The sequence below is a fragment of the Psychrobacter sp. Ps3 genome, assembly GCF_022129275.1.
Classification (GTDB): domain Bacteria; phylum Pseudomonadota; class Gammaproteobacteria; order Pseudomonadales; family Moraxellaceae; genus Psychrobacter; species Psychrobacter submarinus.
In genome coordinates this window covers 22,522-48,391 of sequence record NZ_JADQAL010000001.1, presented here as the reverse complement: position 1 = coordinate 48,391, position 25,870 = coordinate 22,522, and the positions used below count along the sequence as shown (strand labels likewise).

General features: G+C 45.4%; 22 protein-coding genes and 2 tRNA genes. 17 read left to right on the top strand and 7 right to left on the bottom strand.

Annotated features, from left to right (window positions below; translation table 11 throughout):
- Positions 1–244: 244 nt before the first annotated feature.
- From I3248_RS00220 to ruvB, 5 genes are all read left to right on the top strand, one after another.
- Complete coding sequence (locus I3248_RS00220) at positions 245–1,459, top strand: phosphoglycerate kinase (RefSeq protein WP_238062122.1); 1,215 nt, start codon at positions 245–247, stop codon at positions 1,457–1,459.
- Positions 1,460–1,682: 223 nt separating this feature from the next.
- Complete coding sequence (locus tag I3248_RS00215) at positions 1,683–2,069, top strand: hypothetical protein (RefSeq protein WP_238062121.1); 387 nt, start codon at positions 1,683–1,685, stop codon at positions 2,067–2,069.
- A 281-nt stretch (positions 2,070–2,350) separates the two neighbouring features.
- Positions 2,351–3,388: a class II fructose-bisphosphate aldolase gene (gene fba, locus I3248_RS00210; RefSeq protein ID WP_025647311.1), complete on the top strand. Its 1,038-nt coding sequence runs from the start codon at positions 2,351–2,353 to the stop codon at positions 3,386–3,388.
- A gap of 64 nt (positions 3,389–3,452) precedes the next feature.
- Positions 3,453–4,073, top strand: coding sequence for a Holliday junction branch migration protein RuvA (ruvA, locus tag I3248_RS00205; protein ID WP_201557688.1), 621 nt, complete (start codon positions 3,453–3,455; stop codon positions 4,071–4,073).
- A gap of 161 nt (positions 4,074–4,234) precedes the next feature.
- Entirely contained in the window at positions 4,235–5,218 is a 984-nt protein-coding gene (ruvB, locus tag I3248_RS00200) for a Holliday junction branch migration DNA helicase RuvB (protein ID WP_238062120.1), read from the top strand.
- 132 nt (positions 5,219–5,350) lie between these two features.
- On the opposite strand, the gene I3248_RS00195 is transcribed toward ruvB, so the two are convergent.
- The 4 genes from I3248_RS00195 to I3248_RS00180 form a co-directional block, all read right to left on the bottom strand.
- A complete protein-coding gene (locus I3248_RS00195) occupies positions 5,351–7,012 on the bottom strand; it encodes an AarF/UbiB family protein (RefSeq protein ID WP_238062119.1) in 1,662 nt (553 codons plus the stop codon).
- Positions 7,013–7,085: 73 nt separating this feature from the next.
- Positions 7,086–7,787, bottom strand: coding sequence for a hypothetical protein (locus tag I3248_RS00190; protein ID WP_025647298.1), 702 nt, complete (start codon positions 7,785–7,787; stop codon positions 7,086–7,088).
- A 48-nt stretch (positions 7,788–7,835) separates the two neighbouring features.
- Positions 7,836–8,951: a bifunctional demethylmenaquinone methyltransferase/2-methoxy-6-polyprenyl-1,4-benzoquinol methylase UbiE gene (ubiE, locus tag I3248_RS00185; protein WP_238062118.1), complete on the bottom strand. Its 1,116-nt coding sequence runs from the start codon at positions 8,949–8,951 to the stop codon at positions 7,836–7,838.
- A gap of 101 nt (positions 8,952–9,052) precedes the next feature.
- Entirely contained in the window at positions 9,053–9,766 is a 714-nt protein-coding gene (locus I3248_RS00180) for a hypothetical protein (protein ID WP_025647294.1), read from the bottom strand.
- A 520-nt stretch (positions 9,767–10,286) separates the two neighbouring features.
- On the opposite strand from I3248_RS00180, the gene I3248_RS00175 reads away from it, so the two are divergent.
- Positions 10,287–11,930 (top strand): ATPase, encoded by a 1,644-nt coding sequence (locus tag I3248_RS00175; RefSeq protein WP_238062117.1) that lies wholly within the window; start codon positions 10,287–10,289, stop codon positions 11,928–11,930.
- A gap of 562 nt (positions 11,931–12,492) precedes the next feature.
- Positions 12,493–14,103: an inorganic phosphate transporter gene (locus I3248_RS00170; RefSeq protein ID WP_238062116.1), complete on the top strand. Its 1,611-nt coding sequence runs from the start codon at positions 12,493–12,495 to the stop codon at positions 14,101–14,103.
- A 108-nt stretch (positions 14,104–14,211) separates the two neighbouring features.
- Here I3248_RS00170 and I3248_RS00165 read toward each other — a convergent pair whose 3' ends face one another.
- On the bottom strand, positions 14,212–15,930 hold the full coding sequence (locus tag I3248_RS00165) for an aminotransferase class I/II-fold pyridoxal phosphate-dependent enzyme (protein WP_238062115.1): 1,719 nt from the start codon (positions 15,928–15,930) through the stop codon (positions 14,212–14,214).
- Between the two features lie 402 nt (positions 15,931–16,332).
- Here I3248_RS00165 and msrB point away from each other — a divergent pair, with 402 nt between their 5' ends.
- The 4 genes from msrB to I3248_RS00145 all read left to right on the top strand — a co-directional run bounded on the left by msrB (position 16,333) and on the right by I3248_RS00145 (position 17,947).
- The gene (gene msrB, locus I3248_RS00160; RefSeq protein WP_025647286.1) at positions 16,333–16,758 is read left to right on the top strand and encodes a peptide-methionine (R)-S-oxide reductase MsrB; all 426 of its coding nucleotides are present in this window, start codon (positions 16,333–16,335) and stop codon (positions 16,756–16,758) included.
- Positions 16,759–16,899: 141 nt separating this feature from the next.
- Positions 16,900–17,388, top strand: coding sequence for a glutathione peroxidase (locus I3248_RS00155; protein ID WP_238062114.1), 489 nt, complete (start codon positions 16,900–16,902; stop codon positions 17,386–17,388).
- 356 nt (positions 17,389–17,744) lie between these two features.
- Positions 17,745–17,820: transfer RNA gene (locus tag I3248_RS00150), tRNA-Val, on the top strand.
- Between the two features lie 50 nt (positions 17,821–17,870).
- A tRNA-Asp gene (locus I3248_RS00145) sits at positions 17,871–17,947 on the top strand.
- Positions 17,948–18,231: 284 nt separating this feature from the next.
- Here I3248_RS00145 and I3248_RS00140 read toward each other — a convergent pair.
- Together I3248_RS00140 and I3248_RS00135 are read right to left on the bottom strand one after the other, a co-directional pair.
- Entirely contained in the window at positions 18,232–19,662 is a 1,431-nt protein-coding gene (locus I3248_RS00140; protein WP_238062113.1) for a heavy metal sensor histidine kinase, read from the bottom strand.
- Between the two features lie 11 nt (positions 19,663–19,673).
- Complete coding sequence (locus I3248_RS00135; protein WP_238062112.1) at positions 19,674–20,429, bottom strand: heavy metal response regulator transcription factor; 756 nt, start codon at positions 20,427–20,429, stop codon at positions 19,674–19,676.
- A 214-nt stretch (positions 20,430–20,643) separates the two neighbouring features.
- On the opposite strand from I3248_RS00135, the gene I3248_RS00130 reads away from it, so the two are divergent.
- From I3248_RS00130 to I3248_RS00105, 6 genes are all read left to right on the top strand, one after another.
- Positions 20,644–20,937: a hypothetical protein gene (locus tag I3248_RS00130; RefSeq protein ID WP_238062111.1), complete on the top strand. Its 294-nt coding sequence runs from the start codon at positions 20,644–20,646 to the stop codon at positions 20,935–20,937.
- Positions 20,938–20,980: 43 nt separating this feature from the next.
- Positions 20,981–21,577 carry a cytochrome c gene (locus tag I3248_RS00125; RefSeq protein WP_346268412.1) on the top strand — a complete coding sequence of 199 codons (597 nt, stop codon included), beginning with the start codon at positions 20,981–20,983 and terminating at the stop codon, positions 21,575–21,577.
- A gap of 267 nt (positions 21,578–21,844) precedes the next feature.
- On the top strand, positions 21,845–22,471 hold the full coding sequence (locus I3248_RS00120; protein ID WP_238062110.1) for a DUF411 domain-containing protein: 627 nt from the start codon (positions 21,845–21,847) through the stop codon (positions 22,469–22,471).
- A gap of 56 nt (positions 22,472–22,527) precedes the next feature.
- Positions 22,528–24,231 carry a copper resistance system multicopper oxidase gene (locus tag I3248_RS00115; RefSeq protein ID WP_238062109.1) on the top strand — a complete coding sequence of 568 codons (1,704 nt, stop codon included), beginning with the start codon at positions 22,528–22,530 and terminating at the stop codon, positions 24,229–24,231.
- Positions 24,232–24,256: 25 nt separating this feature from the next.
- On the top strand, positions 24,257–25,144 hold the full coding sequence (locus I3248_RS00110) for a copper resistance protein B (RefSeq protein WP_238062108.1): 888 nt from the start codon (positions 24,257–24,259) through the stop codon (positions 25,142–25,144).
- Positions 25,145–25,380: 236 nt separating this feature from the next.
- Entirely contained in the window at positions 25,381–25,854 is a 474-nt protein-coding gene (locus I3248_RS00105; RefSeq protein ID WP_238062107.1) for a DUF305 domain-containing protein, read from the top strand.
- Positions 25,855–25,870 lie beyond the last annotated feature (16 nt).

The window sequence follows — 25,870 nt, the reverse complement described above, 5'->3', positions numbered from 1 at the left end:
TTGTTAAGTATAAATATAAGCGAGATTAAGTTGACGGTATATGAAATAGACCGCTAAAATGCGGCCAGCAAATAACGCTATACATAAGAGCCAGCATGTGAGGGCTAGCGATTAAAAGCTAGCTGGTAACAAGTTAGCAGATGCGGCTTGTAAAATGAAATAGTGTCAAAGCAGTTGGACGTGCTCAACATGAGCTAATGAATAAATTAAGTATTCAATAAGAGACGATAAGGTAGAGAAGGTCATGAACTTTTTGCGTATGAGTGAGCTGGAATTGGCGGATAAGGTGGTTTTAATTCGTGAAGATCTCAATGTCCCCATCAAAGACGGCAAAGTGATGAGCGATGCCCGTTTACAAGCAAGCTTGCCAACGATCAAAATGGCTTTAGACAAAGGCGCAGCTGTTATTATTTGCTCTCATTTAGGTCGTCCGACTGAAGGTAGTCCGGAAGATAAATACTCGCTTGCGCCAGTTGCCGACTATTTGACCCAAAAGCTGGGCACGCAGATTGATAAACCGGTCACTGTAAACCGTGATTATTTAGAGCAGAGTGTTGACATTCAGCCAGGAGAGGTGGTACTGCTTGAGAACGTTCGCTTCAATAAAGGCGAGAAGAGTAACGATGCTAGCTTATCGCAGCACTATGCTGACTTATGCGATGTCTTTGTGATGGATGCTTTTGGCACCGCTCATCGGGCGCAGGCATCTACAGAAGGGGTGACCCAAGCGATGCATCAGGCGGATAAAGTCGCTTGTGCAGGGCCACTACTAGCGGCTGAGCTCGATGCACTCAGCCGCGCGCTTGAGACGCCAGCTCAGCCTATGCTAGCGATTGTTGGCGGCTCAAAAGTTTCTACGAAGCTTGAGGTGCTGCATAGCCTAGCTGCCGTCTGCCGCCAAATTATCGTTGGCGGTGGTATTGCTAACACTTTTTTAGCAGCAAAAGGGCACAATGTTGGCGCTTCTTTATTTGAGGCAGACTTAGTCGATACCGCGCGTGATATTATGGCCAAAACTGACATTTTATTACCAGAGTATGTGGTTACCGCCAGCAAGAATGACATCGATTTTGCAGATTTTACCGGCTCACTGCAGCAAGCCAAGGCTGAGGTAAAAGCGGTTACCGATATAGCCGCTGACGATATGATCTTAGATATCGCTGAGCCAAGCGCCAAAAAACTAGCCGACGCTATCAATAATGCGAAGACTATTCTTTGGAATGGCCCGGTTGGGGTCTTTGAAGTGGATGCTTTTGGTACAGGCACCCAAATTATCGCTAGAGCTGTGCAAGACAGCGACGGGTTTTCGATAGCTGGCGGCGGCGATACGCTAGCAGCTATTGATAAATATCAAGTCGCTGATGGCGTGAGCTATATGTCGACAGGCGGCGGCGCGTTCTTAGAATTTGTTGAAGGGAAGGTTTTACCTGCCGTAGCCGCCTTACAATTGAGCGCTTAAAATCGCTGATAGTAACACTAGAAGTACAAACTACATAAATCAACTGAGGTAGGCTGTCAAATTATTCGCAAACGTTATCGTCATTTAATAGCGTTGAAGAATAATAGTATGGAGCAGTTATTATATTGTTAATACACTGAAAATTTTATTGCATGTCCTATTTGCTAACTATAAACTAGCGAAACCATGTGATTTGACATGCATTATTTATGAGAGGTTTATTATGTTAAAACGTCATTTGTTACTTGCCAGTATCCTTGCTGGTACTTTTGCAGTCATTGCATGTAGCCAACAAACTGAAGAGAACACCGAAGCTGCTGTTGAGTCTGCTGGTGATGACATCGCAGCTAACACAGAAGCTGCCGCTACTGAAGCTGAATTGGCTGCTCAAGACGCTGAAGTTGCTGCGCAAAACGCTGGTGATGAAATCGCTCAAGGCGCTGAAACAGCCGGAGCCGCTGCTACTGAAGCGCTAGCTAATACTGGCGATGCTATTGCTGATGGCACAAATGCTGCTGTCGAAGGTACAGCTGAAGCCGTAGCTGACGGTGCTGACGCTACAGAAGACGCTGCTAATGAAGTGGCCGTAGAAGCGGACCAACAGTACTAATACTCATTTAAGCCGCTGACACTATTTTGCAGTAGCTTTAAGAGCACTGAGTTAAAGATAAATCTCTACTTTATTGAAGAAGCCTTGGTTATTACCAAGGCTTTTTTTTGCGTTTAGTCGTGCTAACTAACGTTGTCTATTATTAGGTTTTATGATTAAGGTGGCAAAAAGATAAATACAGACACAAGCACTACGAGAGAGGGGTATATTTTGCTATAATCGCCCCGCAACAATTATCAGTGTTACTTTCATGTCTTTAAAATTTAAATAGAGAGCGTTTTATGGCCTTAATATCCCTACGTCAGCTACTAGATCATGCCGCTGAGCATAGCTACGGCGTACCTGCTTTTAATGTCAACAATCTAGAGCAGATGCGAGCAATCATGATGGCAGCCGACGCTTGTGATTCACCAGTGATAGTGCAAGCAAGTGCAGGAGCACGTACTTATGCTGGATCCGCTTTTTTGCGTCATCTCATTCTAGCGGCTATTGAAGAATGGCCGCATATTCCGGTCGTTATGCACCAAGATCATGGTATGTCGCCGGCGATCTGTCAGCGCTCTATTCAGCAAGGGTTCTCCTCAGTGATGATGGATGGCTCTTTAGGTGAAGATGGCAAAACACCGATGGACTATGACTACAATGCTAGCGTCACTCGTGAAGTCGTCAAGTTCTCTCATGCCTGCGGCGTCTCAGTAGAAGGGGAGATCGGCTGTTTGGGTAGCCTTGAGACGGGCATGGCAGGCGAGGAAGATGGTTCTGGCGCGGAAGGCGTGTTAGGTCATGAGCAATTATTAACCAGCAGCGACGAAGCCGAGCAGTTCGTCAAAGACACCCAAGTCGATGCGCTAGCGATCGCAATCGGTACTAGCCATGGTGCCTATAAATTCACCCGTCCGCCGACTGGCGACATCTTATCTATCGAGCGGGTCAAAGAGATTCATGCGCGTATCCCCAATACGCATCTAGTGATGCATGGCTCGTCATCGGTACCGCAAGAATGGCTCAAAGTTATCAATGAGTATGGCGGCGATATCGGCGAGACTTACGGCGTACCCGTCGAGCAAATCGTTGAAGCGATTAAGCATGGTGTACGTAAGGTGAATATCGATACTGACTTGCGTCTGGCATCCACAGGGGCGATTCGTCAACATTTGGCTCAAAACCCGAGCAACTTTGATCCGCGTAAATACTTCAAAGCGTCTATGCAAGCGATGTCCGACATCTGTACTAATCGCTTTGAAGCCTTTGGCTCAGCAGGCCAAGCGCATAAAATTCGTCCGATTAGCCTTGAGGGTATGGTTGAGTTTTATAAGTAAGTTTTTTGGTTAAAATAGCTTATTTAATGATATCTTATAACTCTATTAACGATAGGTGGCGCATATGATAGGACTGATTACTGGGCAAGTGCAGCATTTGATGGCACCAACCGCTTGTATTATGACCGCTTCTGGAGTGGGTTATGATATCGAGCTGCCGCTGTCGTCGTTCTGTCAGTTGCAGCTTGAACAGCAAGCGAGTATCTGGACGCATTTACATGTGCGTGAAGATGCGCAGCTACTGTTTGGCTTTATTGATCGTAAAGAGCGCGACGTGTTTCGGCAACTGATCAAAATCAACGGCGTCGGTGCCAAGATGGCTTTAGCGATGCTTTCAGCGATGTCAGCTGCGGAGCTCAAAATGCACGTTGAAGCGGATTCGGAAGTTGCGCTCACTCGCATACCAGGTATCGGAAAAAAGACCGCGCAGCGCTTGCTGATTGAGCTCAAAGATAAGCTGAAAAACATTGAAGTTGATAACAGCGCGCTTGAGCTCGACGTAGAGCCTGTTGTTGTCACCTCTGAAGGTAGTATTTTAGCGGAGGTGGAAGGGGCGCTAGTGAGCTTGGGCTATAAAGAAAAAGAAGCTCAGCAAGCCATCAAGGCAGCCAAAGCTGACGGCGCTACCTTTGATGACACCCAAAGTCTACTGAAAGCGACCTTGCAGCAGTTGTCCAGATTTTAGTTAACTTCGCTGATCACAACTTTTAATTCTTCATAAATAAGCGACACTAGATGTCGCTTATTTACCTTATATTGTCTCCGAATTAGGGTTTATGCATGACATAGACCAACACTTTGGTTATGCTATTTGCTAACTCAACATTTTTATAAAATGATACAACTATGACCCAAGAGCGATTAATTAATCCTTTAGAAGGCGCAGGTGATACGCCTGATGCCAATATTCGTCCGTCATTACTCGCTGAATATATCGGACAGCCGGTGGTGCGTGAGCAGATGGAGGTGTTCATTGGTGCGGCGCGGGCTCGTGATGAGGCACTAGATCATACGCTGATATTTGGTCCACCCGGTCTAGGTAAAACCACGCTTGCCAATATCATTGCGCGTGAGATGGGCGGCAATCTGCGCTCAACCTCAGGGCCAGTACTTGAGCGGGCAGGTGATTTGGCGGCGATGCTGACCAACTTAGAGACAGGCGATGTGTTATTTATTGATGAGATTCATCGTTTAAGCCCAGTTATCGAAGAGATCCTTTATCCAGCGATGGAGGACTTTCAGCTCGATATTATGATTGGCGAGGGGCCCGCTGCCCGCTCTATTAAGCTTGATCTGCCGCCTTTTACTTTGGTTGCGGCGACGACGCGAGCGGGCCTACTGACCTCACCGCTGCGTGATCGCTTCGGTATCGTGCAGCGCTTGGAGTTTTATAATATTACCGATCTGACCACTATCGTTAGCCGCGCAGCGCGCTTGATGGGAGTTCCTATGAGCGAAGATGGGGCAGTGGAGATTGCACGCCGTGCTCGTGGTACGCCAAGGATTGCCAATCGCTTGCTGCGCCGAGTACGCGATTATGCTGAGGTTAGAGGCGATGGTAGTATCAATGGAGTAATAGCGGCAAGCGCGCTTGATATGCTAGCCGTTGATAGACGCGGGCTTGACCACTTAGATAGACGCTATATCGAGATTTTGTTAGAGCGTTTTGATGGTGGACCTGCAGGCGTGGAAGCCGTTGCGGCCGCCATGGCTGAGGATAGAGGTACGCTTGAGGATGTCATTGAGCCCTACCTTATTCAGCAAGGTTATGTACTGCGTACTGCGCGCGGCCGCATATTGACGCAGATGGCGATCGATCAGATGGAGTAGGTTTGTAAGTTTTATCGCTGTTTAAAACATGACAGCCATTAACGTCTTATAGCAGTAAAGATCATAGCAGTAACTATGACAGTGTCACTAACCTTGCTAGCGCTACTTTGACTCAGGATTTGAAGATTGTTATTAAGCTAAAATACGCCAAAGCACGGCTAAAACCGCCAAGATATAAAATAGCGGCGACAACCAGCCGATGACTTGGGTGGCAATGGCAATGCTAATCGCGAATCCTGCTAGCGCTAACCAGTCGCGGCGGCGGTCATTGAGCATATCCGCGCGTATTTGCTGCATCTCGCGCAGTTGGCTGTCTTGTCTTGAGCCTTGCGAGGCTAGGCTCTGTAAGCCCTGATTCAGCAGCTTTGGAATATCGGTACTCGATAACAAAATCTCAGGCAGCTGCTGACGTAGCTGCTGCAGATTACGCATAGGATCGAGCTGCTCTTTGATCCATCCGCTTAGAATTGGCTTAGCTAATGACCAGATATCAAGATCAGGATACAGATCGCGGCCTAGACCCTCGACATGCACTAAGGTTTTAAGCAGGAGCATCAGCTGCGGCGGGATACTCATGTGATGGCGGCGGGCAATGTCTAATATCTGCATGAGTACGCCAGCAAAATCTATCTCGTTGATCGATTTTTGCACCATAGGGCCGACCGTACGGCGCATGTCACGTACTAAGGCATGTTTATCGGTATTGGGCGGTATCCAGCCGGCGCGGCTCACAATATCAACTAAGGCGGTGAAGTTATTATTCATCACTGCAAGCAGCATTCGCGCCACTATTAGCTGATCTTCCTTTGATAAAGTACCCATAATGGCACAATCAAGACCGATGTAGCGCGGCGCATGACCTAAGTCGACAGGGGTTATCTCACTATTAAGAGTTTTAACAGGCGGGGTTTCGACAAAGACATTACCCGGATGCATATCAGCATGAAAGAAATTATCACGAAAGACTTGGGTAAAAAATATCGTTAAGCCTTTTTCTGCTAATGCCGCACGGTCATAACCAAGCTTATCAAAGACTTCTACTTGCGAGATCGGCACGCCTTGAATACGCTCCATGACCATGACGTTCTTTGAAGCGTCATAAACCTCAGGCACATACATTAGCGCGGAGCCTAAGAAGTTATTACGCATCTTAGTGGTATTATCGGCCTCTAGCGTCAAGTCGAGCTCATTGAGCATCACTTGCCGATAGTCCTCGACGATATCGATCAGATGCACCGCACGCGCCGCTTCTATGCGCGCAGAGGCCCAACTCGCAAGCTCGCGCAGCAGCTCAAAGTCAGCGACGATAGTCTTTTGAATATCGGGACGCACCACTTTCACGACGACTTCGCGGCCATCAGGCAAGGCAGCGGTATGTACCTGTGCAATGGAGGCGGCGGCTAAGGGTTTAGTATCGAAGCGGGTGAATAGGCTATCAATATTCTGACCTAAGCCATACTTGCTATCTTCGATTTGGGCGATGGCTGTAGCAACATCGAAAGGCTTTACTTTATCTTGTAATTGAATAAGCTGTTCGATGATCTCAGGCGGCACTAAATCACGGCGGGTCGAGAGCAGCTGACCTAATTTTAAGAACAGCGTACCCATATCCTCAAGTGCGTACTTGACGGCATTAGGCTGATGCTTTTTGCCCCAAGCGGCAGGGTGCAGCCGCAGTAAACGCGCTACGGGCTGCAGCTGCGGCGCTTCTTCTACAGGAAAATGGGTATCGAGTCGATAACTGGCGGCAATACGCCAAAGCTCGAGTAGACGCGTGCGATGAGATAGTAGCATGAATAATAATTACTCTAGATAAGGGACAAGGTTAAAACAGTGGTAGCTGTGTTTAAGAAGATTTCACAGTAAATTATTGATCTTGTCTTAAACGCGCTTGCTCCATTCTCAGCGCTGTCAGCTTAGCCTGCTCGCGCTCGACATCAGCACGCAGCTTGAGTAGCTGCTGCTTTAGATCGTTCACCTCAGCTTTATCAATTGGATCCGGCTCACTAGTACCTGCGATATCATTGGCCCAGTCAGTGACATCATCAAAGACGCGCTTACCACTGTGGCGCAGTCCCCATTTGAGCTGCGTGATTAATAGCTGTAGCTGACTTGCCATAGGTTTGCCAATCAATGGCTCTAGCTGACCGGCAATGTCAGGATCAAACCCAGCGACTAACTGCTTGAGCTGCATGAGCACTTTGTAGTCTCCCTCTATCGGCAAGTTACCTTTTGGCTCGCGCAGCAAGTTAAGCAGCTGCGCAGGATTATCTACGGTAATAATACAGTCAGGCTGACTGTGGCCTAGCCGCGCCATCTCCATATCTGCCTGCTCGCGCTCATCTAACGGATCGCCGCCGCGCGGCTCAAACACACTAGGAGTCGTTACTGGTTCAAAACGCAGGCGCTTATGATTGAATATAACGTCTAAATGCAGCTCTGGCATCGCCATGTTGAGGCGAAGCACTTTACCAGCAAGCGGCTCAAGACCGGCTTGGGTAATCTCATCACTCATCAAAGCGACATTAATTAGCTTCTCAGCGCCTGCCAAAAGTAAGACCGTTAGCATAATATTCTCACAGTAATCAGATTAGGGTTCAGCTTTAAACTTAAGCAGCTACGCTTTAAAACCGCGATGCACAGCAACGATACCAGCCGTTAAGTTATGATAATCGCAATTGACAAAACCCGCTTGCTGCATCATCTGCTTAAGCGTTTGCTGATTGGGATGCATACGGATTGACTCAGCCAAATACTGATAGCTCTCCGCATCATTAGCGACGATTTTACCTATCATCGGTAGCGCGGTGAACGAGTATAAATCGTAAGCTTTTGATAACGGCTCAAATATGGGTTTAGAGAATTCTAAAATCAGTAGACGTCCGCCGGGCTTGAGCACACGGTACATGGATCGTAGTGCAGCATCTTTGTCCGTGACATTACGTAGACCAAAGCTGATGGTTAATAAATCAAAGCTATCATCATCAAAAGGCGCTAGCGTCTCAGCATTGGCAAGGACAAAATCGACGTTATTGCAGCCGGCATTGATTAAGCGCTCACGGCCAACCTCGAGCATCGCGGCGTTGATATCTGACAGCACGACATGACCATGACGACCGACTTCACGGCTGAACACCTTTGCTAAGTCGCCTGTACCACCTGCGATATCGAGCACCTTTTGGCCGGCGCGAACCCCTGATAAGCTAATCGCAAAGCGCTTCCACAAACGGTGAATACCAAAAGACATTAAGTCATTCATGATGTCGTATTTTTTGGCGACTGAGGTGAAGACGTCTGCCACGCGCGCTTGTTTTTCAGCCTTATTGACTGTCTTGTAGCCAAAATGCGTTTGCTCTAGACCATCGGTGTCTGGCGTATGCGGGTTATTGATATCGTCGCGCTGATTAAAGGCAGCTTTTTTGCTTGCACCGCTATTTAATGCAGACTGCACCTGAGACTGGGTTTGACTATCAGTAGCCGTATTCGGCATATCATAGTTAGACAGCGAGGTCTGTTGACCTTGCGGGGTTCCTACCGGTAAGTCTTGAACTTGGGTGAAATCATCGGCTTGCTGAGCGCCATCTTTACTGGTGTTTTGCTGTGCTTTAACTTGCTCGGTGATATGCTGATTAGTGGCAATACTATCTTTCACTAATTGGTCTCGTTGTTTATCGCTCGGCAAACTCTGATTGTGAGCTAAACCATGGCTGGAAGAGGTTGTTTGATCGGTCATAAATATTTCCTATTACTGATATACACAGCGATGAATAAAGCGCTAAAGGACTGTCATTTAAATCAAATTATTTGAATAAATTTGTTTAAATTAATAATTATTTAGGCGGCCTCAAACACTTGTGCGGCGTTGTCGCTATCGCTGTTATGGACTTTGTCAATAATCTTGAGCTCGCGAGCACAAAAGGGATCGATAAAGCCTTTGACACTATCAAGCGGACGCATCGCAGCGAAGCCTGAATTGATAAAGTCGTATAAAGAGTTGAAGTTATAACGATAAGCGGTACGTTTTGTCATACCAAACGCTTTTCTTATCATAAATGAGTTGATGTACTTATCAGCGCGGTAACAAACTTCTTTGACGTTCTCGAGCTGAGCTTTACGAGCATCGCCTTCGTCAACAGCGCGGTAGGCTTTGAGCATAGTGTCTTCATTGACAGGTAGGCTGTGCTCCATTAACCACTCAGCCAAATGCAAATCTAATTCAATCGCTAAAGTGGAAGCTGATATTGCCATGCTCCCGGTTTCTAGAGCAGTAGCAGGCGCAAAACGCTCGACTTTCTGAGCCTTTGGAACGATGCGCTGTAGCTGTTTGGCAAGCGCTTTGAATTCAGCACCGTCATAGAGCTGAGTCAAAAAATAATCCGCCATCAGCTTATTTTTGGGCTTATTAAACAGCTCACTATGAGTACGCTTGATACGTGCTCTTTGCCAAGCTTGTACTTCGGTCAGCTTTTGATTGAGTGCCTCATCATCGTGGTGAGGTAATTGCCAATAATGAGCTAAGTGTTGTTGTAAATCGGATAGAGCAGACATGAAGAAATCCTATAATAAATGTGTTAAAACCCGTGTCTAAGAGTATATGCGGTTTGTGACTTATACTAATAGCAAAAAAGCGTGGTGAGCGTAACCTTGTTTTGTAAACCAAAGCTTTTTATGAACCCCAAGACTTCGTAAATGAGTCTAGCGACTACTTTGGTATTTTGTTATGAGGCTATGATACATCAAAGACTAGCGCTTTTCCGTTGTTATGCGCTTTTTTTCTTTTTTCACTAATGATAAGTTTACGTTTACAAAAGCTTGAATAAAGCTTGCTGCGCTCAAAGGGAGACGATACCGCTACCAGACTTGCTATAAAGCTTGCTGTGCCGACATTACACAGTGGCGGATTATCAGCGGTTATAGATATGGGCTATGCTGTATCGTACTCAAGTTACCTTTAAATAAAAAACAATACAAATGGCAAACTGTTACACAGTGATATTATCTCGGTGGCAAGTGAATGCTATTATTCGTCTACTCCCTCCTAAAAATAATGACTAAGTGAGTCGCTATTATGTCTAACGATAAAGAGCATAAAACCGGTGCCAATAAAAAAAATGATGATACCCAGCAAGCCGTCAGCGCGCGCTTAGATCCAAAAGTGGTTAGTAGCCGGCTAACGCCCAATCCATTGAGTGAGTTTTCGATGGATAAAGACGAGCTAAGGCTTGCATTGGTCACTGCACAATTCGCGCTTAGGGCGACCAGGCAACAAACACCGCCGCCGACCAATAACCCTACCGGCTTGCTGGTGCTCGTCAACGGTATGGAGCAAGCAGGTAAAGGCAGCTCAGTCAAGCAGCTGCGGCAGTGGGTCGATCCAAGGCTACTAAAAGTAGAGGCTACTATTGGCTACCCGCCCTTAGCTTATCAGCCTATTTGGCAGGCCCATACTAAAGCGATGCCGCGTCACGGCGATGTGATGGTTTATTTTGGGAATTGGTACGCCGATTTGATACATAACGTCATGCGCATGATTCAAGAGGCATCAGCAGACCGCGCAAGCGGGAAACAAGAATTGCCAACAGCAGATTGGCACCTTTATTTGACAGAGCAATTGGCTGAGCTTCAGACCTTTGAGCAAGATTTGCGCGCCAATCATACCAAAGTATTAAAGTGTTGGTTCCATATTGATGCTGAGACGCTAAAGGAGCGTCTTAATGATGATACCGCAGATCCTCAGTATCTATATCAGATAGACTGGTGCGATGAGCAGGTGCTCGAGCAGTTTAACTTAATAGCCGCAACGATATTGCGTGAGCAAGGCGACTGGGTCATCATTGATGGTAATGACAAGTCGCAAGCACAGATAAGTTTTTGTCATGAAGTGCTTCATGCTATACAAGCGGCATTAGCGAGTAGTGAGGTACCTATCGAAGAAAACTCAGATAACGTCTCAGTGTCTAATACTGCTGCTTCTGCTTTTGTAGCGGCAGAGGTACCAAAAGCGCTCACTGATATCAAAGACCATGACCTAGATAAGTCAGATTACAAAGAGGAGCTTGCGGAGAAGCAAGCTGAGTTTGCAAGGTTAATACGAGCTCGCGGAGGTCGTCATGTGGTATTTGCTTTTGAAGGTATGGACGCGGCGGGTAAGGGCGGCTCAATAAAAAGGATGGTAGCACCACTCGATCCGCGTGAGTATCAGATTTATAATATCGGCGCACCGATGCTCTACGAGCTGCAGCATCCTTATCTCTGGCGATTTTGGACGCGGTTGCCTAATGAGCAGACCGACCGTATCAGCCGTATTGCTATCTTTGATCGCACTTGGTACGGAAGAGTGTTGGTCGAGCGTGTTGAAGCGCTTGCTGGGCCTGCCGATTGGCAACGCGCTTATGGGGAGATCAATCGCTTCGAGGCGGATTTGCAAGCAGCAGGCACGCTTGTGATTAAGTACTGGTTAGCTATCGATAAAGACGAGCAGCTCAAGCGCTTTGAGGCAAGACGAGAGACTCCGCATAAAAAATTTAAACTCACTGATGATGATTGGCGCAATCGTGAGAAGTGGTCAGATTATGTACAAGCGGCAGCTGATATGCTCGCGCATACGGATACTGAGCACGCGCCTTGGTGTATTGTTGCGACCAATGATAAGCGCCGCGCGCGTCTTGATGTACTCGATCATGCTATTGCACAACTAAAAGCCTATAAATAAGTGGCAAAATAAACGACAAAATCAGCGGTAAAACAAAAAGATAGGCACTGATGAACCTGTCGTTACAATTTTGGCAATTTCAATGTGCATAAGTGCTAAATTTTTAATATAATGGGCGCACAAATAAGGGCTGATGATTCTTTAATTTCTAGGATCAGTCTTAAATACAGTATCTCAGTGTTTTAGTGCGTCGATGTTTATTGCTTTTATATTTATTATTTGGTATTTCATTGTCGCATTTTAATGATTTGTTCTAATTCTAATGGTTCCATTCTAATAAACTTGTCAGCGGATATTTATGATGTAGATAACCGCTAGTGACCTAAGCCGCGAGCTGCCTTAATCAATTGATTCGGACTGTTACTTGCGGCTTAATTGTATGTCTATAGCCTGTGGCAGGCAAGTTTAGAAGGATTGCTATACATTCAATAGAGTAGCTCTATCCAGATTCAAGCACGATGAAGTTAAGCCGCAACCACGTAACTGAGCATGATATCAGCGTGTATTGTGACATCATTATTACTAGCAAGTCTCTTTAATCTTACTCAAGGCGTCTCATTTTATGGGTATTAGCAGCAACTCTGCAGCATCAACTAAGCCGGTTGGTTCTATGAGAATCAATTTATTTTTTGCTATTGTACTGATTGTGATGACCAGCTACTTCTTATGGTGGGGTCTCGACTACACGATGCGTCAGCAAACGACGTTGTTTATCGTTGCTACTGCCTTTGGTGTCTTTATGGCATTCAATATCGGTGGTAACGACGTCGCCAACTCTTTTGGCACCTCAGTAGGCGCAGGTACCTTGACCATTCCGCAAGCTTTGGGGGTGGCCGCGATATTTGAGGTGTCAGGGGCGGTGCTAGCAGGGGGCAGCGTCACCAATACTATTCGTAAAGGCATTGTTGATTTAGATGGCTTGTCGGTGAGTCCTAATCAGTTCATCTATGTCATGCTTTCCGCCTTAATTGCTGCCGCGTTTTGGTTATTATTCGCCACCAAAAAAGGTCTACCGGTTTCCACCACGCACTCCATTATCGGCGGGGTAGTGGGTAGCTCGATTGTCTTAGGTATCACTTTGGGCGGTACCGATATGGCGCTATCCACAGTCAATTGGACCACTATCGGTACGATCGCTATTTCTTGGGTGTTATCGCCTTTATTGGGCGGGGTATTGGCTTATATTTTATATGGTCATATTAAGCGCAATGTTATTGACTATAATGATAAAGCCGAAGCGCAAGTTGCAGAGCTAAAAGCCGACAAAAAGGTCATCAAAAAAGAGCACAAAGAGCGCTTTGATGCGATGACTGAGTCGGAGCAGCTGTCTTATACCTCAGCGATGCTGCGTGACCAAGAGATATACAAGGATGATGACTGTGATGTCGAAGATTTAGAGACCGATTATTATCAAAAGCTATATATTGTAGAGCGTGAGCGCGAAAATGTAGATACTCTAAAAGCCTTAAAGAAGTGGGTACCTCTGCTAGCAGCTATGGGCGGTGTTGTCATGACCTCGCTGGTAGTGTTTAAGGGTCTCAAAAACGTCAATAGTAATATGACCACCCTGCAGGGCTTCTTAATCATGGGAATGATAGGGGCGTTAGTATGGCTTGCGACCTTTATTTATACCAAAACCATTCGCGGTAAGCACAAAGAAGATCTGACCAAAGCAACCTTTATTATGTTCAGCTGGATGCAGGTCTTTACCGCTTCAGCCTTTGCCTTTAGTCATGGCTCCAACGATATCGCTAACGCCGTGGGTCCTTTTGCCGCGATTATGGATGTGATCCGTACGAATGCGATCTCCTCAGAAGCGGCAGTGCCATCGCCTGTGATGCTCACCTTTGGGGTTGCGCTGATCGTCGGTCTTTGGTTCATCGGTAAAGAAGTCATTCAAACGGTCGGTACTAACCTTGCCAAAATGCATCCGGCTTCTGGTTTTTCAGCTGAGCTTGCCGCAGCAGGTGTGGTCATGGTCGCTTCCACTTTGGGACTGCCCGTATCGAGTACGCATACTTTAGTCGGCGCGGTGTTAGGTATCGGTATTGTCAACAGAGACACCAATTGGGCGCTTATGAAGCCTATTGGACTGGCGTGGGTTATCACTCTACCCGTCGCCGCCACGCTGTCGGCTATTAGCTTCTTAGTACTGAATCAAATCTTTAGTTAGTAAAATACCAACTATAAAAAACCAAAAAAGCTTATCGGTTATCATCGATAAGCTTTTTTACTATTACAAAGTGTGGATGGGGTTTAATGTAGTGCTCTTGTCACTCACTCAAACTTCAAGAGCTTGATTGCCAGCCGCTTGATTATCTGTCTTGTCTGGATCAAACTGCTGGTCTGTACCGAACTGCTGGCGTTTTTTGGCAAAGAAGCGATCTAGGCGATCCATAGCGTTCTCTAAATCATGTAGATTAGGTAAGAATACTAAGCGAAAATGATCAGGCGTATCCCAATTAAAACCAGTACCTTGTACCATCAGCACCTTTTCATCAATCAACAGATCCATCATAAACTCCATATCGTCTTTGATAGGATAGATCTCAGGGTCCATCTTAGGAAAGCAATAAAACGCCCCTTGCGGCATAGAACAAGAGATACCAGGTATCGCATTGAGACGCGATATAGCCATTTCGCGCTGCTTAAATAAACGGCCCTTCTCTGAGGTCAGCTCTTTCATGCTTTGATAGCCGCCCATCGCTGTTTGAATGGCATACTGTCCTTGTACGTTTGAGCACAGACGCATAGAGGCGAGCATATCTAAGCCTTCGATAAAGTCGGTGGCATGCTGTTTTTTACCAGACACCATCATCCAGCCGGCGCGAAAACCTGCGATACGGTGCGATTTTGACAAGCCATTATAAGATAGGACTAACACCTCATCAGTAAGCGTGCTCATAGGCTTATGCTCCACATCATCGTATAAGACTCGATCATAAATCTCATCCGCCATAATAATTAAATTATGCTCTTTAGCCACTTCGATTATCTGTTTCAAGTTCTCATCAGAGTATAGCGCCCCCGTTGGGTTATTCGGGTTGATAACGACGATGCCTTTGGTTTTGCTGGTGATTTTGGACTTAATATCTTCGATATCAGGCTGCCAGTTGTCATCTTCATTACAGCGATAGTGTACTGCAGTACCGCCTGAGAGGTTAGTTGCTGCTGTCCATAGCGGATAGTCAGGCATTGGGATGAGGACCTCGTCGCCATCATTCATCAGCGCCTGCATCGTCATCACAATCAGCTCTGAGACCCCATTACCTAGATAGACATCACGTACATCGACTGCCGATAGCAAACCTTTTGACTGATAATACTGCAGCACCGCTTTACGCGCCGAAAATATCCCCTGTGAGTCTGAGTACCCTGTCGCTTCTGGCAGATTCATTGCCACATCACGCAGGATCTCATGCGGCGCTTCTAAGCCAAAGGGGGCAGGATTACCGACGTTGAGTTTGAGAATGCGTTGACCTTCGGCTTCCATTTTATTAGCCGTTTTTAATAAAGGGCCACGAATGTCATAGCAAACGTTTTGTAATTTTTCAGATTTTTTGAGCTCGGTCATAGTAGTACCATCCTTGACTTGATATACAGTAGTATCAGCCGTGTTGTTAAGATAAGTGCTTGAGGGTTTAGGGTTTTGGTTGGTGTCTGCTGAGGAAGTAGGTAGAGGTGTAGCCGCTGATTTACTCGAACTTTGGCGGATAGTATTATTGTTGTTGCTAGAAGTCTCACGGACACTATCGCCACGAAGCAGATACCCTTCTGTGCAGCCTAAGATATGGGCAAGCGTAGGCAGCTTGGATGAGACAATACCGTTAATACCGCGCTCCCAGTTAGAGATAGCGCCGCGACTGACTTTAGCGCCCGCTTTGGTCATCGCCTGTGCTAATTGCTCGGCGGTCAGACCTTTGTCACGGCGAAGTTGTACCAGTCTCTCAGCTTGTGCTAAGCGTTGGTCTTGAGCGGAGTCAGCTTGGATTTTACTCATAATGGTCTTGCCCTTAGCTTGTGAACAATTTATAAAACACCTTAGTGCAAGATATTATTGCATTAAAAATAATAATGCAAGTCGCCTATACTAAGTTGATGCAAGTTATTCTTGCAATTTACGATTTGATTCTACTCCTTTACGCAAGCTTAAAGAGCTGTGCTTTATAAAATGCATTAATAACAAATACTTAAGATTCGTTGTAAGTATCAATCAAAGCAAAAGTAGTTTATATACTTACAAAAATATAAGCGAATTTTAACGTGTGATTTTAGTAATTGCGGCTAGCCATACATTGAATAATGAGTGATAAACATCATATCTTATAGGGCAGAAAGTTTTGAAGACTCAAAATTTTAATCAAGCGACTTTTAATCTAGAGACTAAGAATAAGGAATGACTATGCAAGACAGCCAACTTACCAAAGAAGAGATCGCTCAGTTAACCGAAGACGACTGGAAACAGCGTTTAAGTGCCGATGAGTATCATGTCATCCGCGAGAAGGGCACCGAACGTCCTTTCACTGGCGTCTATAATGACGTTAATGATAAAGGCATCTATCGCTGTAAAGCTTGCGGTGCCAAATTGTTTGATTCAGAGAGCAAGTTCGATGCTGGCTGCGGTTGGCCAAGTTTCGATCAAGGTATCGATAATGCTGCTATCGACGAGCACGTTGACGACTCTTTAGGTATGCGCCGTACTGAAGTGACTTGTAGTAATTGTGACGCGCATTTAGGCCATGTGTTCCCTGACGGGCCGCGTGAGACCACGGGTATGCGCTATTGCATCAACTCGGTGTCTATTGATTTGGATAAAGCGGAAGATTAAGCGGTATTCAGTATGAGCTACTTATCACGCAGGCTTTAAGATATAGTAGGGGAGCTAATAAGGCTCCCTTATTTTTTTATCAGTAGGTCTTTTTATAAATAGGTGAAGCGTAATAAAAGACAATTTAATTAAGGATGAATAATGAGTACGATTTATGATTTTACGGCTGAGCGTATGGATGGCACAGAGCAGTCTTTTGCTGACTTTGAGGGGCAAGTGCTGCTAGTGGTTAATACCGCGAGCAAATGTGGTTTTACCCCGCAGTTTGAGGGGCTTGAAGTCCTAAATGAGCAGTATAAAGACCAAAAATTAACCATCATTGGCTTTCCGTGTAATCAGTTTGGCGGACAAGACCCCGGTAGTAACGAAGAGATCGGCGCTTTTTGTCAAAAAAACTACGGCGTCAGCTTCCCGATGATGGCCAAAGTCGATGTCAATGGTAGCGATGCCCATCCAATTTTTAAGTGGCTTAAAGAGCAAAAAGGTGGCCTGCTCACTGATGGTATCAAATGGAACTTTACTAAGTTTTTGATAGGTAGCGATGGGCAAGTGCTTGAGCGTTATGCACCAACCACTAAGCCTGAGGCTCTTAAAGCTGATATTGAAAAAGCGCTGGCCGCTGCTAAATAAATTTCTATTACTAAGACGAGGTAGCTAGTAAGCAGGAAACAAATTATCTAAATATTTTTTGAATATAAAGCTAATAAAAACAGCTGCTTGCTAGTAAGTCACTATAAAAAGTAAAAAAATTTACTAAAAATGGTGAAAACTGTTTGACAGGCATCACTAAATCTATATAATACACACCCACAGCAAGGGGCTTTATTGGTTCTGAGCTGTTAGAAGTTAATTAAGAGGTGACAGTCTTGATTAGCTGGATATAAGAAATCTTAAACTCAGTTTTGGGTTAAGGTTTCTAGAATTTTCCCTTTAAGGAAAATTCTCTTGCAGAGCTAAAAAAGCAATGCTTTTTTATACGCTCTTCAGGGTGATTAGCTCAGTTGGTAGAGCGTCTGCCTTACACGCAGAATGTCGGCGGTTCGAATCCGTCATCACCCACCACTTATTAGCAAGTGGGCCTTTTATAAAGGCAAGATGCTAAGACGACCTAAGCAGCGGTAGTTCAGTTGGTTAGAATACCGGCCTGTCACGCCGGGGGTCGCGGGTTCGAGTCCCGTCCGCTGCGCCATATTTAAAACGAATTTAAACTCTCAAGTTTAAGCAAGTTTCGCCTCAAACATAACTTTGTTTGGGGTTTTTTTGTGTCTGTATTTCCTCTTCATGCCTTTACTTATAAAGGTTGGCTGCTTTTGCTATATTCATCTTTATAAAGTGCTCTATTCTTTAATAGTGCATGAGTAATAAGTCTTTGCGCATGCGCTCTATCTTTTGAAAGTAAGTGACCAACCGCTCGGTGACCAAAAGGTGACCAAAACCTGTTCAACACGCCCTGATAAAAAACAGTAAAAGATATCATCTCAAGCTTGGCAACTCGACCGTGACCTCAAAATAATACTCGTCTTTGATACGAATACTCACTGTGCCACTGTGAGCTTTGGCAATCGCTTGCACGATAGATAGACCTAAACCTGCACCTGCTTGATGCTGATCGGCTTTATCATAACGGTAAAAACGCTCAAAGAGCTTATCCGCCTCCTTTTGCGCTAACGGCTCAGGCAATTGATTGGTGATAGTGATAGTTGCCATTTTAGATGTAGTCACAGACTGAATCTCGATGACGCTATTGCTCGCAGCATAATAGATGGCATTGGAGAGCAGGTTGGCAAATAGTCGTTGTAGTAAGCTGTTGTCCCCTAATAGCAAGCCAAACGCGCCACTTTTTTCAAAACTGATATCGCGCTCCTCTGCTATGAGCTCGAAGTAGTCGATAAGCTTAGTTAATAGCACCTCACTATCGACAGGTTGCCGCTGCGAATCACTCAGCCCCTTTTGAGTTTTGGCAAGCAGCAGCATGTTATTAATCAGACTCGATAATTGCGCGAGGGTGTCATGCTGATGATGGAGCTGCTCGGTATATTCCTCAAGGCTTCTAGGTTTACTTAGCATGACTTGGGTTTGGGTGGTGAGCGTCGCAAGTGGCGTACGTAGCTCGTGGGCGATGTTGTCCGAGAAGCGCGATAAAGAATCAAAATTACTCTCAAGCTTTGCCAGCATCAGATTATACGACTGAGCCAACGGACGCAGCTCTAATGGCATATCGCTGACCGTCAGCCGCTCATCCAAGCGCTCAGGATTGATACCTTTCATCTTTTGCACGATCGTTGCCAATGGCGCAAAGCCCCAATAGACGCTCAGCGCGGCAATAGACACTAGCAGCAGGGTAATGACAAATAAGATCAGGCTTAGCTGACGGTTAAACTGCACCAAGTACTGATGATGAACATCGATAGGCAGCGCGATAAGCGATAGCGCTTGCTCGTTTTCGATGACGATAGCGCGGTAATGTCTGTCATTTATATGAGTGACAAACTGCTGCTGCGCGTTATTTTGCCACAAAGTTATGAGATTAAAATCATCACCTAACTCATGAGCAAAGCTGTTCGGAGTGGTGGATAATAGCTGTCCTTGCTTATCAGTAATGACGGTTTTTAGGTCATAATCGAGCGCTGAGGAATGTAGATGTTTATCTTTGTTTACCTTATATGGATCGCTCAATTCTGTTAAAGCAGTGTCTGGATTTTGCGCCTCTAAATCGCTTAGACGTTGACGCCAATTAAAGGCGGCGTGAGTGATAATCTCAGCGTCCATCTCTTCAAAGTGACCTTTCACTGAGTGGCCCACCCAGATATAAATTACTATCTGCGATAGCACCACAAAGATAGTCAATAAGAAGATGGTGCGCCATAGCAGAGGCAGGCGGCGATTGTCAGCTTTATACGTCATGATACGCTATTCTATTTTGAGACCAGATTTGAGTCCAGGTCAATTTGGGAATCAGTACTTTTATGGCTCTCATTACTGTCAGCGTTGGCAGCATTGTCCTCTAGCTTATAGCCCATACCGCGTACCGTATGAATAAGCTTAGTTTCAAACTCATCATCTACTTTGAGCCTTAGCCGCCGTATTGCCACATCGATCACATTGGTATCACTATCAAAGTTCATATCCCAGACTTGGGAGGCGATAACCGAGCGCGGCAATACCTCCCCTTGACGCTCAAGCATAAATTGTAATAACGCAAACTCTTTAGCAGTCAGCTTAATCGATCTCTCGCTGCGGTGTACCATGCGTTTAGCAATATCTAGCTTGAGATCAGCAAGTTGCAGCACCGTATTTTGATAGTCCGCTTGATTGGCACGGCGCAGTAGGTTTTTGACACGCACGATAAGCTCGGCAAAGGCAAAGGGCTTAGTAAGATAATCATCACCGCCAATCTCAATACCCTTGACTCTATCGCTTAGCTCATCTTTAGCGGTCAAAAATAGCACAGGGGTCAGCTTGCCCGCCGCGCGATAATTGCTCACCAATTCAAAGCCGCTAACGTCAGGCAGCATCACATCCATAATGATGACATTAAAAGTATCGGTCATCATTGCGTGATAGCCATCAAGGCCTGTCGCTCGATGCTCAACGATAAAACCGGCTTCGCTCAGACCCTTTTTTATATACTCGCCAAGCTTTATCTCATCTTCTACTAATAACACTTTCATGCTTTTTCCTTGGGTTTACTTCTTAAGCTTGCCAGTGGCTATTTTTATATTTTGTAGCACGCGCTGATATAAGCATACTAGCGCAATAGCCCTGTGAGCAGTATTTAATTTAGTGAAGATGACAAGATTGTCATCTTGCTGTCATGTCTCTGTCAGAATGAATAAGCTATGCTTTAAGCTAATAAAAGCCCTCAAAACTCATTAAGGATCAACTATGTCACCATTTGAATCAAAGTCTTTATTTAAATCAATCGTAACCACTGCTATCGCTTTAGCCGTTTCAACCTCAGCCTTAGCGCATTCTCCAGAGATGCGTGGTGAAAAAGATCAAATGAATTGTGAAAAAATACAAAAACATATGCAGATGATGCAAAACATGGATCATAGCCAAATGAATATGGACGATGCTGCGATGAAAGCTATGATGAACAATATGGGCAAAATGAAACAGATGTATCAAAGGCATTGCGTAAGTGATAAGCCTGTGAGCAGCAACAAAAGCTCTTAAATCCGCAGTTAACGATAACTTGCTTCTTTAATGGGCAAAGCCAATGGATGGCATAAAACCAATGAAGTTTTTATTAGGAATATTATTTAGTGTCATAGCCGCGATAATCGGGGTGTTTGCAGTGGTCAGTAGCGGCATGATTAGTGTCGCAGCGGATAAAGCACATCAGCCTATGGTCTATGATTTTTTAAATTGGGCTCGTAGCCAATCAATAGCAAAAGCTAGCGAAGATATTACAGTACCAAAGCTCGATGAGGCGGCCATGATTAGCTCAGGCGGGGCCGATTATAATGATATGTGTGCCGGCTGCCATTTGTTTCCAGCGGTAGAGAGCACTGACCTTAGCGCAGGTTTATACCCTAAACCGCCTAATTTTACTAATGCAAAAGTGGTTGAGCGTTACAAAAGCGAAGCGGGTGCTCAGCAGAGCTTTTGGGCGATTAAACATGGCATTATAGCATCGGCAATGCCCGCTTGGGGCGCGACTCATGATGACGATAGACTGTGGGCAATGGTCGCCTTTATTAGAGTATTACCTGAGCTGAGCGCTGATCAATACACGATGCTGACCACTCGATTTGATACCGATATGCTCGCCATGTCTTTAGATAGTGAAGCTATGGAGAAGACAGAACATTAGTTATAGTCAATTCACTCTAAAAGTAACATAGCGCTGCCGGAATGAATTTTGCGCAGCCTCTGTGATAACAGCACGCAAGTAAAATTTATACCAGTAGCGCGTTTGAATTTATAACAATCTTACTTTGAGCTGACTATAGCTTAACGAAGTAGCAGTTCAGTTATTGCTAGCTTAGATCAGGTGTACTTAGATATAAGGTTTGCCCTGATCGATGTAAGATAAGTTAATGTTAGATAAGACAAGATATGTTTTTAAAAGGATAAAAGTATGATGGCTACTAAATACCAAAAGCTATTGGGTTCATTCGTTGTCTTGACAGCGGCATCGACATTGATGGCTTGCAGTGGGCCTGAAAGCACAGCTGCCGAGGTGCAGCCTATAAATGATAGCGCGCCTACTAATGTGCAAATGTCACAAACAGACGCGAGCACTCAAAGCGCTATGCCAGCACCTTTGCAGTCCATGCAAGCGGTGTCTGAGCCAACGATCTTACAAAACGTCTCAGCAACAGTCTATAAAGATGCCAATTGCGGCTGCTGTAAAGAGTGGATCGGTCATGCTGAGGATCATGGTATGACAGCTGAGGGTCAAGACGTCACCGACTTAGCGGTATTTAAACAGCGCTACGGCGTACCTAATAATATGCGCTCCTGCCATACTACAGTGACGAGTGATGGTTATGTATTTGAAGGTCATGTCCCGGCCAAGTACGTGGCACAGTTTTTAGCAAACCCACCAAGCGAGGCGATTGGCCTTGCGGTTCCGGGTATGCCTATGGGCAGTCCAGGTATGGAGTATCAAAACAGATTTGATCCGTATCAAATCATGCAAATTAACAAAGACGGTAGCAGCACGGTTTATGCACAAATTGAGTCGCCGCAGCAGCAACTATAGTTTGAAGCGTTTTTAGAGATTTTAGTATTTATTAATTCCTTATTACGAGTCATCTTATGAATAATAAAAATACGCTCAACCGTCGTCATTTTTTGACAGGATCGTCCGCCTTGGTAGGGGCGTCCATGTTATCTGGCCTGCCAACGATGGCCAATAGTGCTTTGGGCAGCTCGAAAAATAACGCGGTCATTAATAGCGATAGACCCGATCATAAAGTGCCTATCCTCACAGGTAACGAGTTCGATCTTTATATCAGCAAAAAGCCTGTTATTGTTAATGGAAAATCCAGTATGGCCACGCTGATTAATGACTCACTACCTGCGCCAACGCTGAAGATGCAAGAGGGCGATACGGTCATCATCCGCGTGCACAATCAGATGAATGAGCCGACTTCTATTCATTGGCATGGTCTGCTCGTACCTTTTGAGATGGACGGTGTGCCGGGTATTAGCTTCGACGGCATCCCTGCCAATAGTACCTTTACTTATAAGTTCAAACTCAAACAATCAGGGACTTATTGGTATCACTCGCATACAGGCTTTCAGGAGCAAACGGGTATGCGCGGCGCGATCGTCATCGAGCCAAAAGCGGTGGAGCGCTATCCGGTGGCAGAAGATCATGTGATTTTGCTCAGTGATTGGACGCACCGTGATCCACATACGTTACACAAACTACTCAAACAGCGCGCTGACTTTGATAATTATCATCTACCAGATTTCAAAAAACTCCTTTCTGATATCGCCGCCACCGATATAGAGGCCGCTTTTGATAAGCGCAAAATGTGGAATCAGATGCGCATGATGCCGACTGATTTTAGTGATTTGTCAGGGGAGACGACTTTTACTTATCTGATTAATGGTAAGACTACCGCAGCGAATTGGGCGCAGCTGGTCAAGGCAGGGCAACCTGTTAAGCTACGCTTTATCAATGGCTCGGCGCAGACGATATTTGATGTGCGCATACCCGGTCTTAAGATAAAAGTCGTCGGCACTGATGGTAATGATGTCGCGCCAGTAGAAGTCGATGATTTTCGTATTGGTGTGGCTGAGACTTATGATGTCATCGTCACGCCAACTAAAGACGCCCATACTATCTTTGCGCAAAACATCGATCGCACCGATTATGTGACCGCGACCCTAGCTACTCAAAAGGGCGCTCGCGCTGTCACACCTCAGATGGATGGTATCGAGTGGCTCACTATGGCCGATATGATGGGGGCGATGGGCGACAAGGGTTATGACGCGCACCATGCCAAGACTGAGTATGACTTTAAGACCGATATGCGCGTCGATAGTCCGCGCATGAACCTAGATGATCCTGGGATTAATCTGCGTAACATCGATAGAGAGGTGCTGACGTATAGCCAGCTGCGTTCTGTTGGCAACGAGATCATGAACGAACAGCGCAAACCGACTCGCGAGGTTGAGATTCATCTAACGGGTAATATGGAGCGCTATATTTGGGCGCTCGATGGCATTATGTTTAAGGATGCGCCGCCTGTCAATATCAAACCGGGCGAGCGCGTGCGTATTACCTTAGTCAATGACACCATGATGAGCCACCCGATGCATCTACATGGTATGTGGAGTGATTTGCGTGCGCCTAATGGCGACTTTCAAGTACGCAAGCATACTATCTTAGTACATCCTGCGCAAAAGGTAAGTTTTGATGTGACGGGCGAGGCAGGACGCTGGGCTTGGCATTGCCATCTGCTTTATCACATGGAAGCCGGCATGTTTAGAGAAGTCGCTGTCGTTTAATGAATTGTGGAAGGTGAGTTTTATTATGAAAACAATTAAAAAATTTCTGCCATTCATTGGCTTATCATCAATGCTCTTGCTAGCATCGCCTTTTGCCATGGCTGCTGAAATGTCGAATATGGATCATAGCAGCATGGATATGTCGGGTATGGATCATAGCAGCATGAGTATGTCGGATATGGACATGTCAGGAATGCAAGGCGGAGAGCCGCCTGCTGACGCGCGTAGCCCTGATTATTCCAATGGCGTAGGCTATGGTGAGTATGGTAAGCCGGTGATGATGGGTAGCTTGCCGACTTGGGGCGTATCGGTAGATGATTTGGGCTATCAGTTCGAGGACGATCAAATCAACTTTGAGATAGAGGGTTGGTATGGTGATGATAGTAGCCGTCTTAGATTACGTACTGAAGGCAGTGCAGCGACCGAAGATGACAAAGAAATCGATAGTCTAAGCTCGCTTGCTTATTGGCAGCCGCTTAGTATCTTTTGGAATGGCGAAGCCGGCATCGCTTATAACACTGAAAACGACAAGTCAGCACTGATGGCGGGTATCGTCGGCACAGCGCCTTACTTTATTGAGACTGATGCTAGAGCCTATGTTTATACTGATGGTCAAGTCCAGCTCGATCTTGGTGCAGAATATGAGTGGCGCTTGGATCAGCATTGGGTAGTCATACCTGAGGTGGAGCTGACAGCATTTAGCAAGGATGATACTGATAATGACATTACTAAGGGCTTTAATGAGCTTGGAACTGAGGTTCGGCTCACTTATGAGATGCTCAGTCGTCAGCTATCTCCGTATGTCGGCTTTAGCTACGAGACAGTATTATCAGATGCAAGAGACTTACGTCGCCAAAACAATGAAGGTGTTGACACTAGTAGCGTCACCGCAGGGGTAAAATTTTGGTTCTAGGTTCCTAGTTCTAAATGCACAAATATCTCATTATTTAGAGTGCTGAGATTAACATTAGTATGAACCTTGATACTATTACTAACGTGTTAACGACTAAACAAGCACCTTTTAAAAGGTGCTTTTTTGTTAAATTATTATTTAGCTGAATTTAATAAGTATATTAATGGTTTGACTAAGCAACTAAAGATCAATTTTAAATTAGCTTAACCATATAACTATAAAAAAGGAGTAATCGCATGAACAACGATATGAACCATAAGCAAAAAATGAATCCTTATGTCAAATTTGGTCTGATGATTCTGACCTCGACCATCGTCATGTACATCATGATGTACTTTAATACGTATAAATGGGATCACGTCTATTTTAGTGAGACCCGTGCTTATATGGCACTATATATGGGTGCGATGATGGCTGTTATCATGCTTGCTTTTATGGGTAATATGTATAAAAAAACTAAGGTCAATTTGATGATTTATGGTCTTAGTATCGTGCTATTTGCTTTTGGCTTATGGGGCGTACGCTCACAGCAAACCGTCGATCAGGTGGATTGGATGCAGGCGATGATACCGCACCATTCTATCGCTATTTTGACCAGTGAACGCGCCGATATCGATGACCCGCGTGTTCGTCAATTGGCAGAGGACATCATCAAAGCTCAAAAGCGCGAAATCGGCGAGATGCAAGCATTAATCGAAGAGCTTGAATAAAGAGTAATGGTGCTAA

Bases quoted from the DNA above. Each gene is read 5' to 3' on its own strand.
- I3248_RS00220 (WP_238062122.1), top strand. From the start codon at position 245: ATGAACTTTTTGCGTATGAGTGAGCTGGAATTGGCGGATAAGGTGGTT.
- I3248_RS00215 (WP_238062121.1), top strand. From the start codon at position 1,683: ATGTTAAAACGTCATTTGTTACTTGCCAGTATCCTTGCTGGTACTTTT.
- fba (WP_025647311.1), top strand. From the start codon at position 2,351: ATGGCCTTAATATCCCTACGTCAGCTACTAGATCATGCCGCTGAGCAT.
- ruvA (WP_201557688.1), top strand. From the start codon at position 3,453: ATGATAGGACTGATTACTGGGCAAGTGCAGCATTTGATGGCACCAACC.
- ruvB (WP_238062120.1), top strand. From the start codon at position 4,235: ATGACCCAAGAGCGATTAATTAATCCTTTAGAAGGCGCAGGTGATACG.
- I3248_RS00195 (WP_238062119.1), bottom strand. From the start codon at position 7,012: ATGCTACTATCTCATCGCACGCGTCTACTCGAGCTTTGGCGTATTGCC.
- I3248_RS00190 (WP_025647298.1), bottom strand. From the start codon at position 7,787: ATGCTAACGGTCTTACTTTTGGCAGGCGCTGAGAAGCTAATTAATGTC.
- ubiE (WP_238062118.1), bottom strand. From the start codon at position 8,951: ATGACCGATCAAACAACCTCTTCCAGCCATGGTTTAGCTCACAATCAG.
- I3248_RS00180 (WP_025647294.1), bottom strand. From the start codon at position 9,766: ATGTCTGCTCTATCCGATTTACAACAACACTTAGCTCATTATTGGCAA.
- I3248_RS00175 (WP_238062117.1), top strand. From the start codon at position 10,287: ATGTCTAACGATAAAGAGCATAAAACCGGTGCCAATAAAAAAAATGAT.
- I3248_RS00170 (WP_238062116.1), top strand. From the start codon at position 12,493: ATGGGTATTAGCAGCAACTCTGCAGCATCAACTAAGCCGGTTGGTTCT.
- I3248_RS00165 (WP_238062115.1), bottom strand. From the start codon at position 15,930: ATGAGTAAAATCCAAGCTGACTCCGCTCAAGACCAACGCTTAGCACAA.
- msrB (WP_025647286.1), top strand. From the start codon at position 16,333: ATGCAAGACAGCCAACTTACCAAAGAAGAGATCGCTCAGTTAACCGAA.
- I3248_RS00155 (WP_238062114.1), top strand. From the start codon at position 16,900: ATGAGTACGATTTATGATTTTACGGCTGAGCGTATGGATGGCACAGAG.
- I3248_RS00140 (WP_238062113.1), bottom strand. From the start codon at position 19,662: ATGACGTATAAAGCTGACAATCGCCGCCTGCCTCTGCTATGGCGCACC.
- I3248_RS00135 (WP_238062112.1), bottom strand. From the start codon at position 20,429: ATGAAAGTGTTATTAGTAGAAGATGAGATAAAGCTTGGCGAGTATATA.
- I3248_RS00130 (WP_238062111.1), top strand. From the start codon at position 20,644: ATGTCACCATTTGAATCAAAGTCTTTATTTAAATCAATCGTAACCACT.
- I3248_RS00125 (WP_346268412.1), top strand. From the start codon at position 20,981: ATGGATGGCATAAAACCAATGAAGTTTTTATTAGGAATATTATTTAGT.
- I3248_RS00120 (WP_238062110.1), top strand. From the start codon at position 21,845: ATGATGGCTACTAAATACCAAAAGCTATTGGGTTCATTCGTTGTCTTG.
- I3248_RS00115 (WP_238062109.1), top strand. From the start codon at position 22,528: ATGAATAATAAAAATACGCTCAACCGTCGTCATTTTTTGACAGGATCG.
- I3248_RS00110 (WP_238062108.1), top strand. From the start codon at position 24,257: ATGAAAACAATTAAAAAATTTCTGCCATTCATTGGCTTATCATCAATG.
- I3248_RS00105 (WP_238062107.1), top strand. From the start codon at position 25,381: ATGAACAACGATATGAACCATAAGCAAAAAATGAATCCTTATGTCAAA.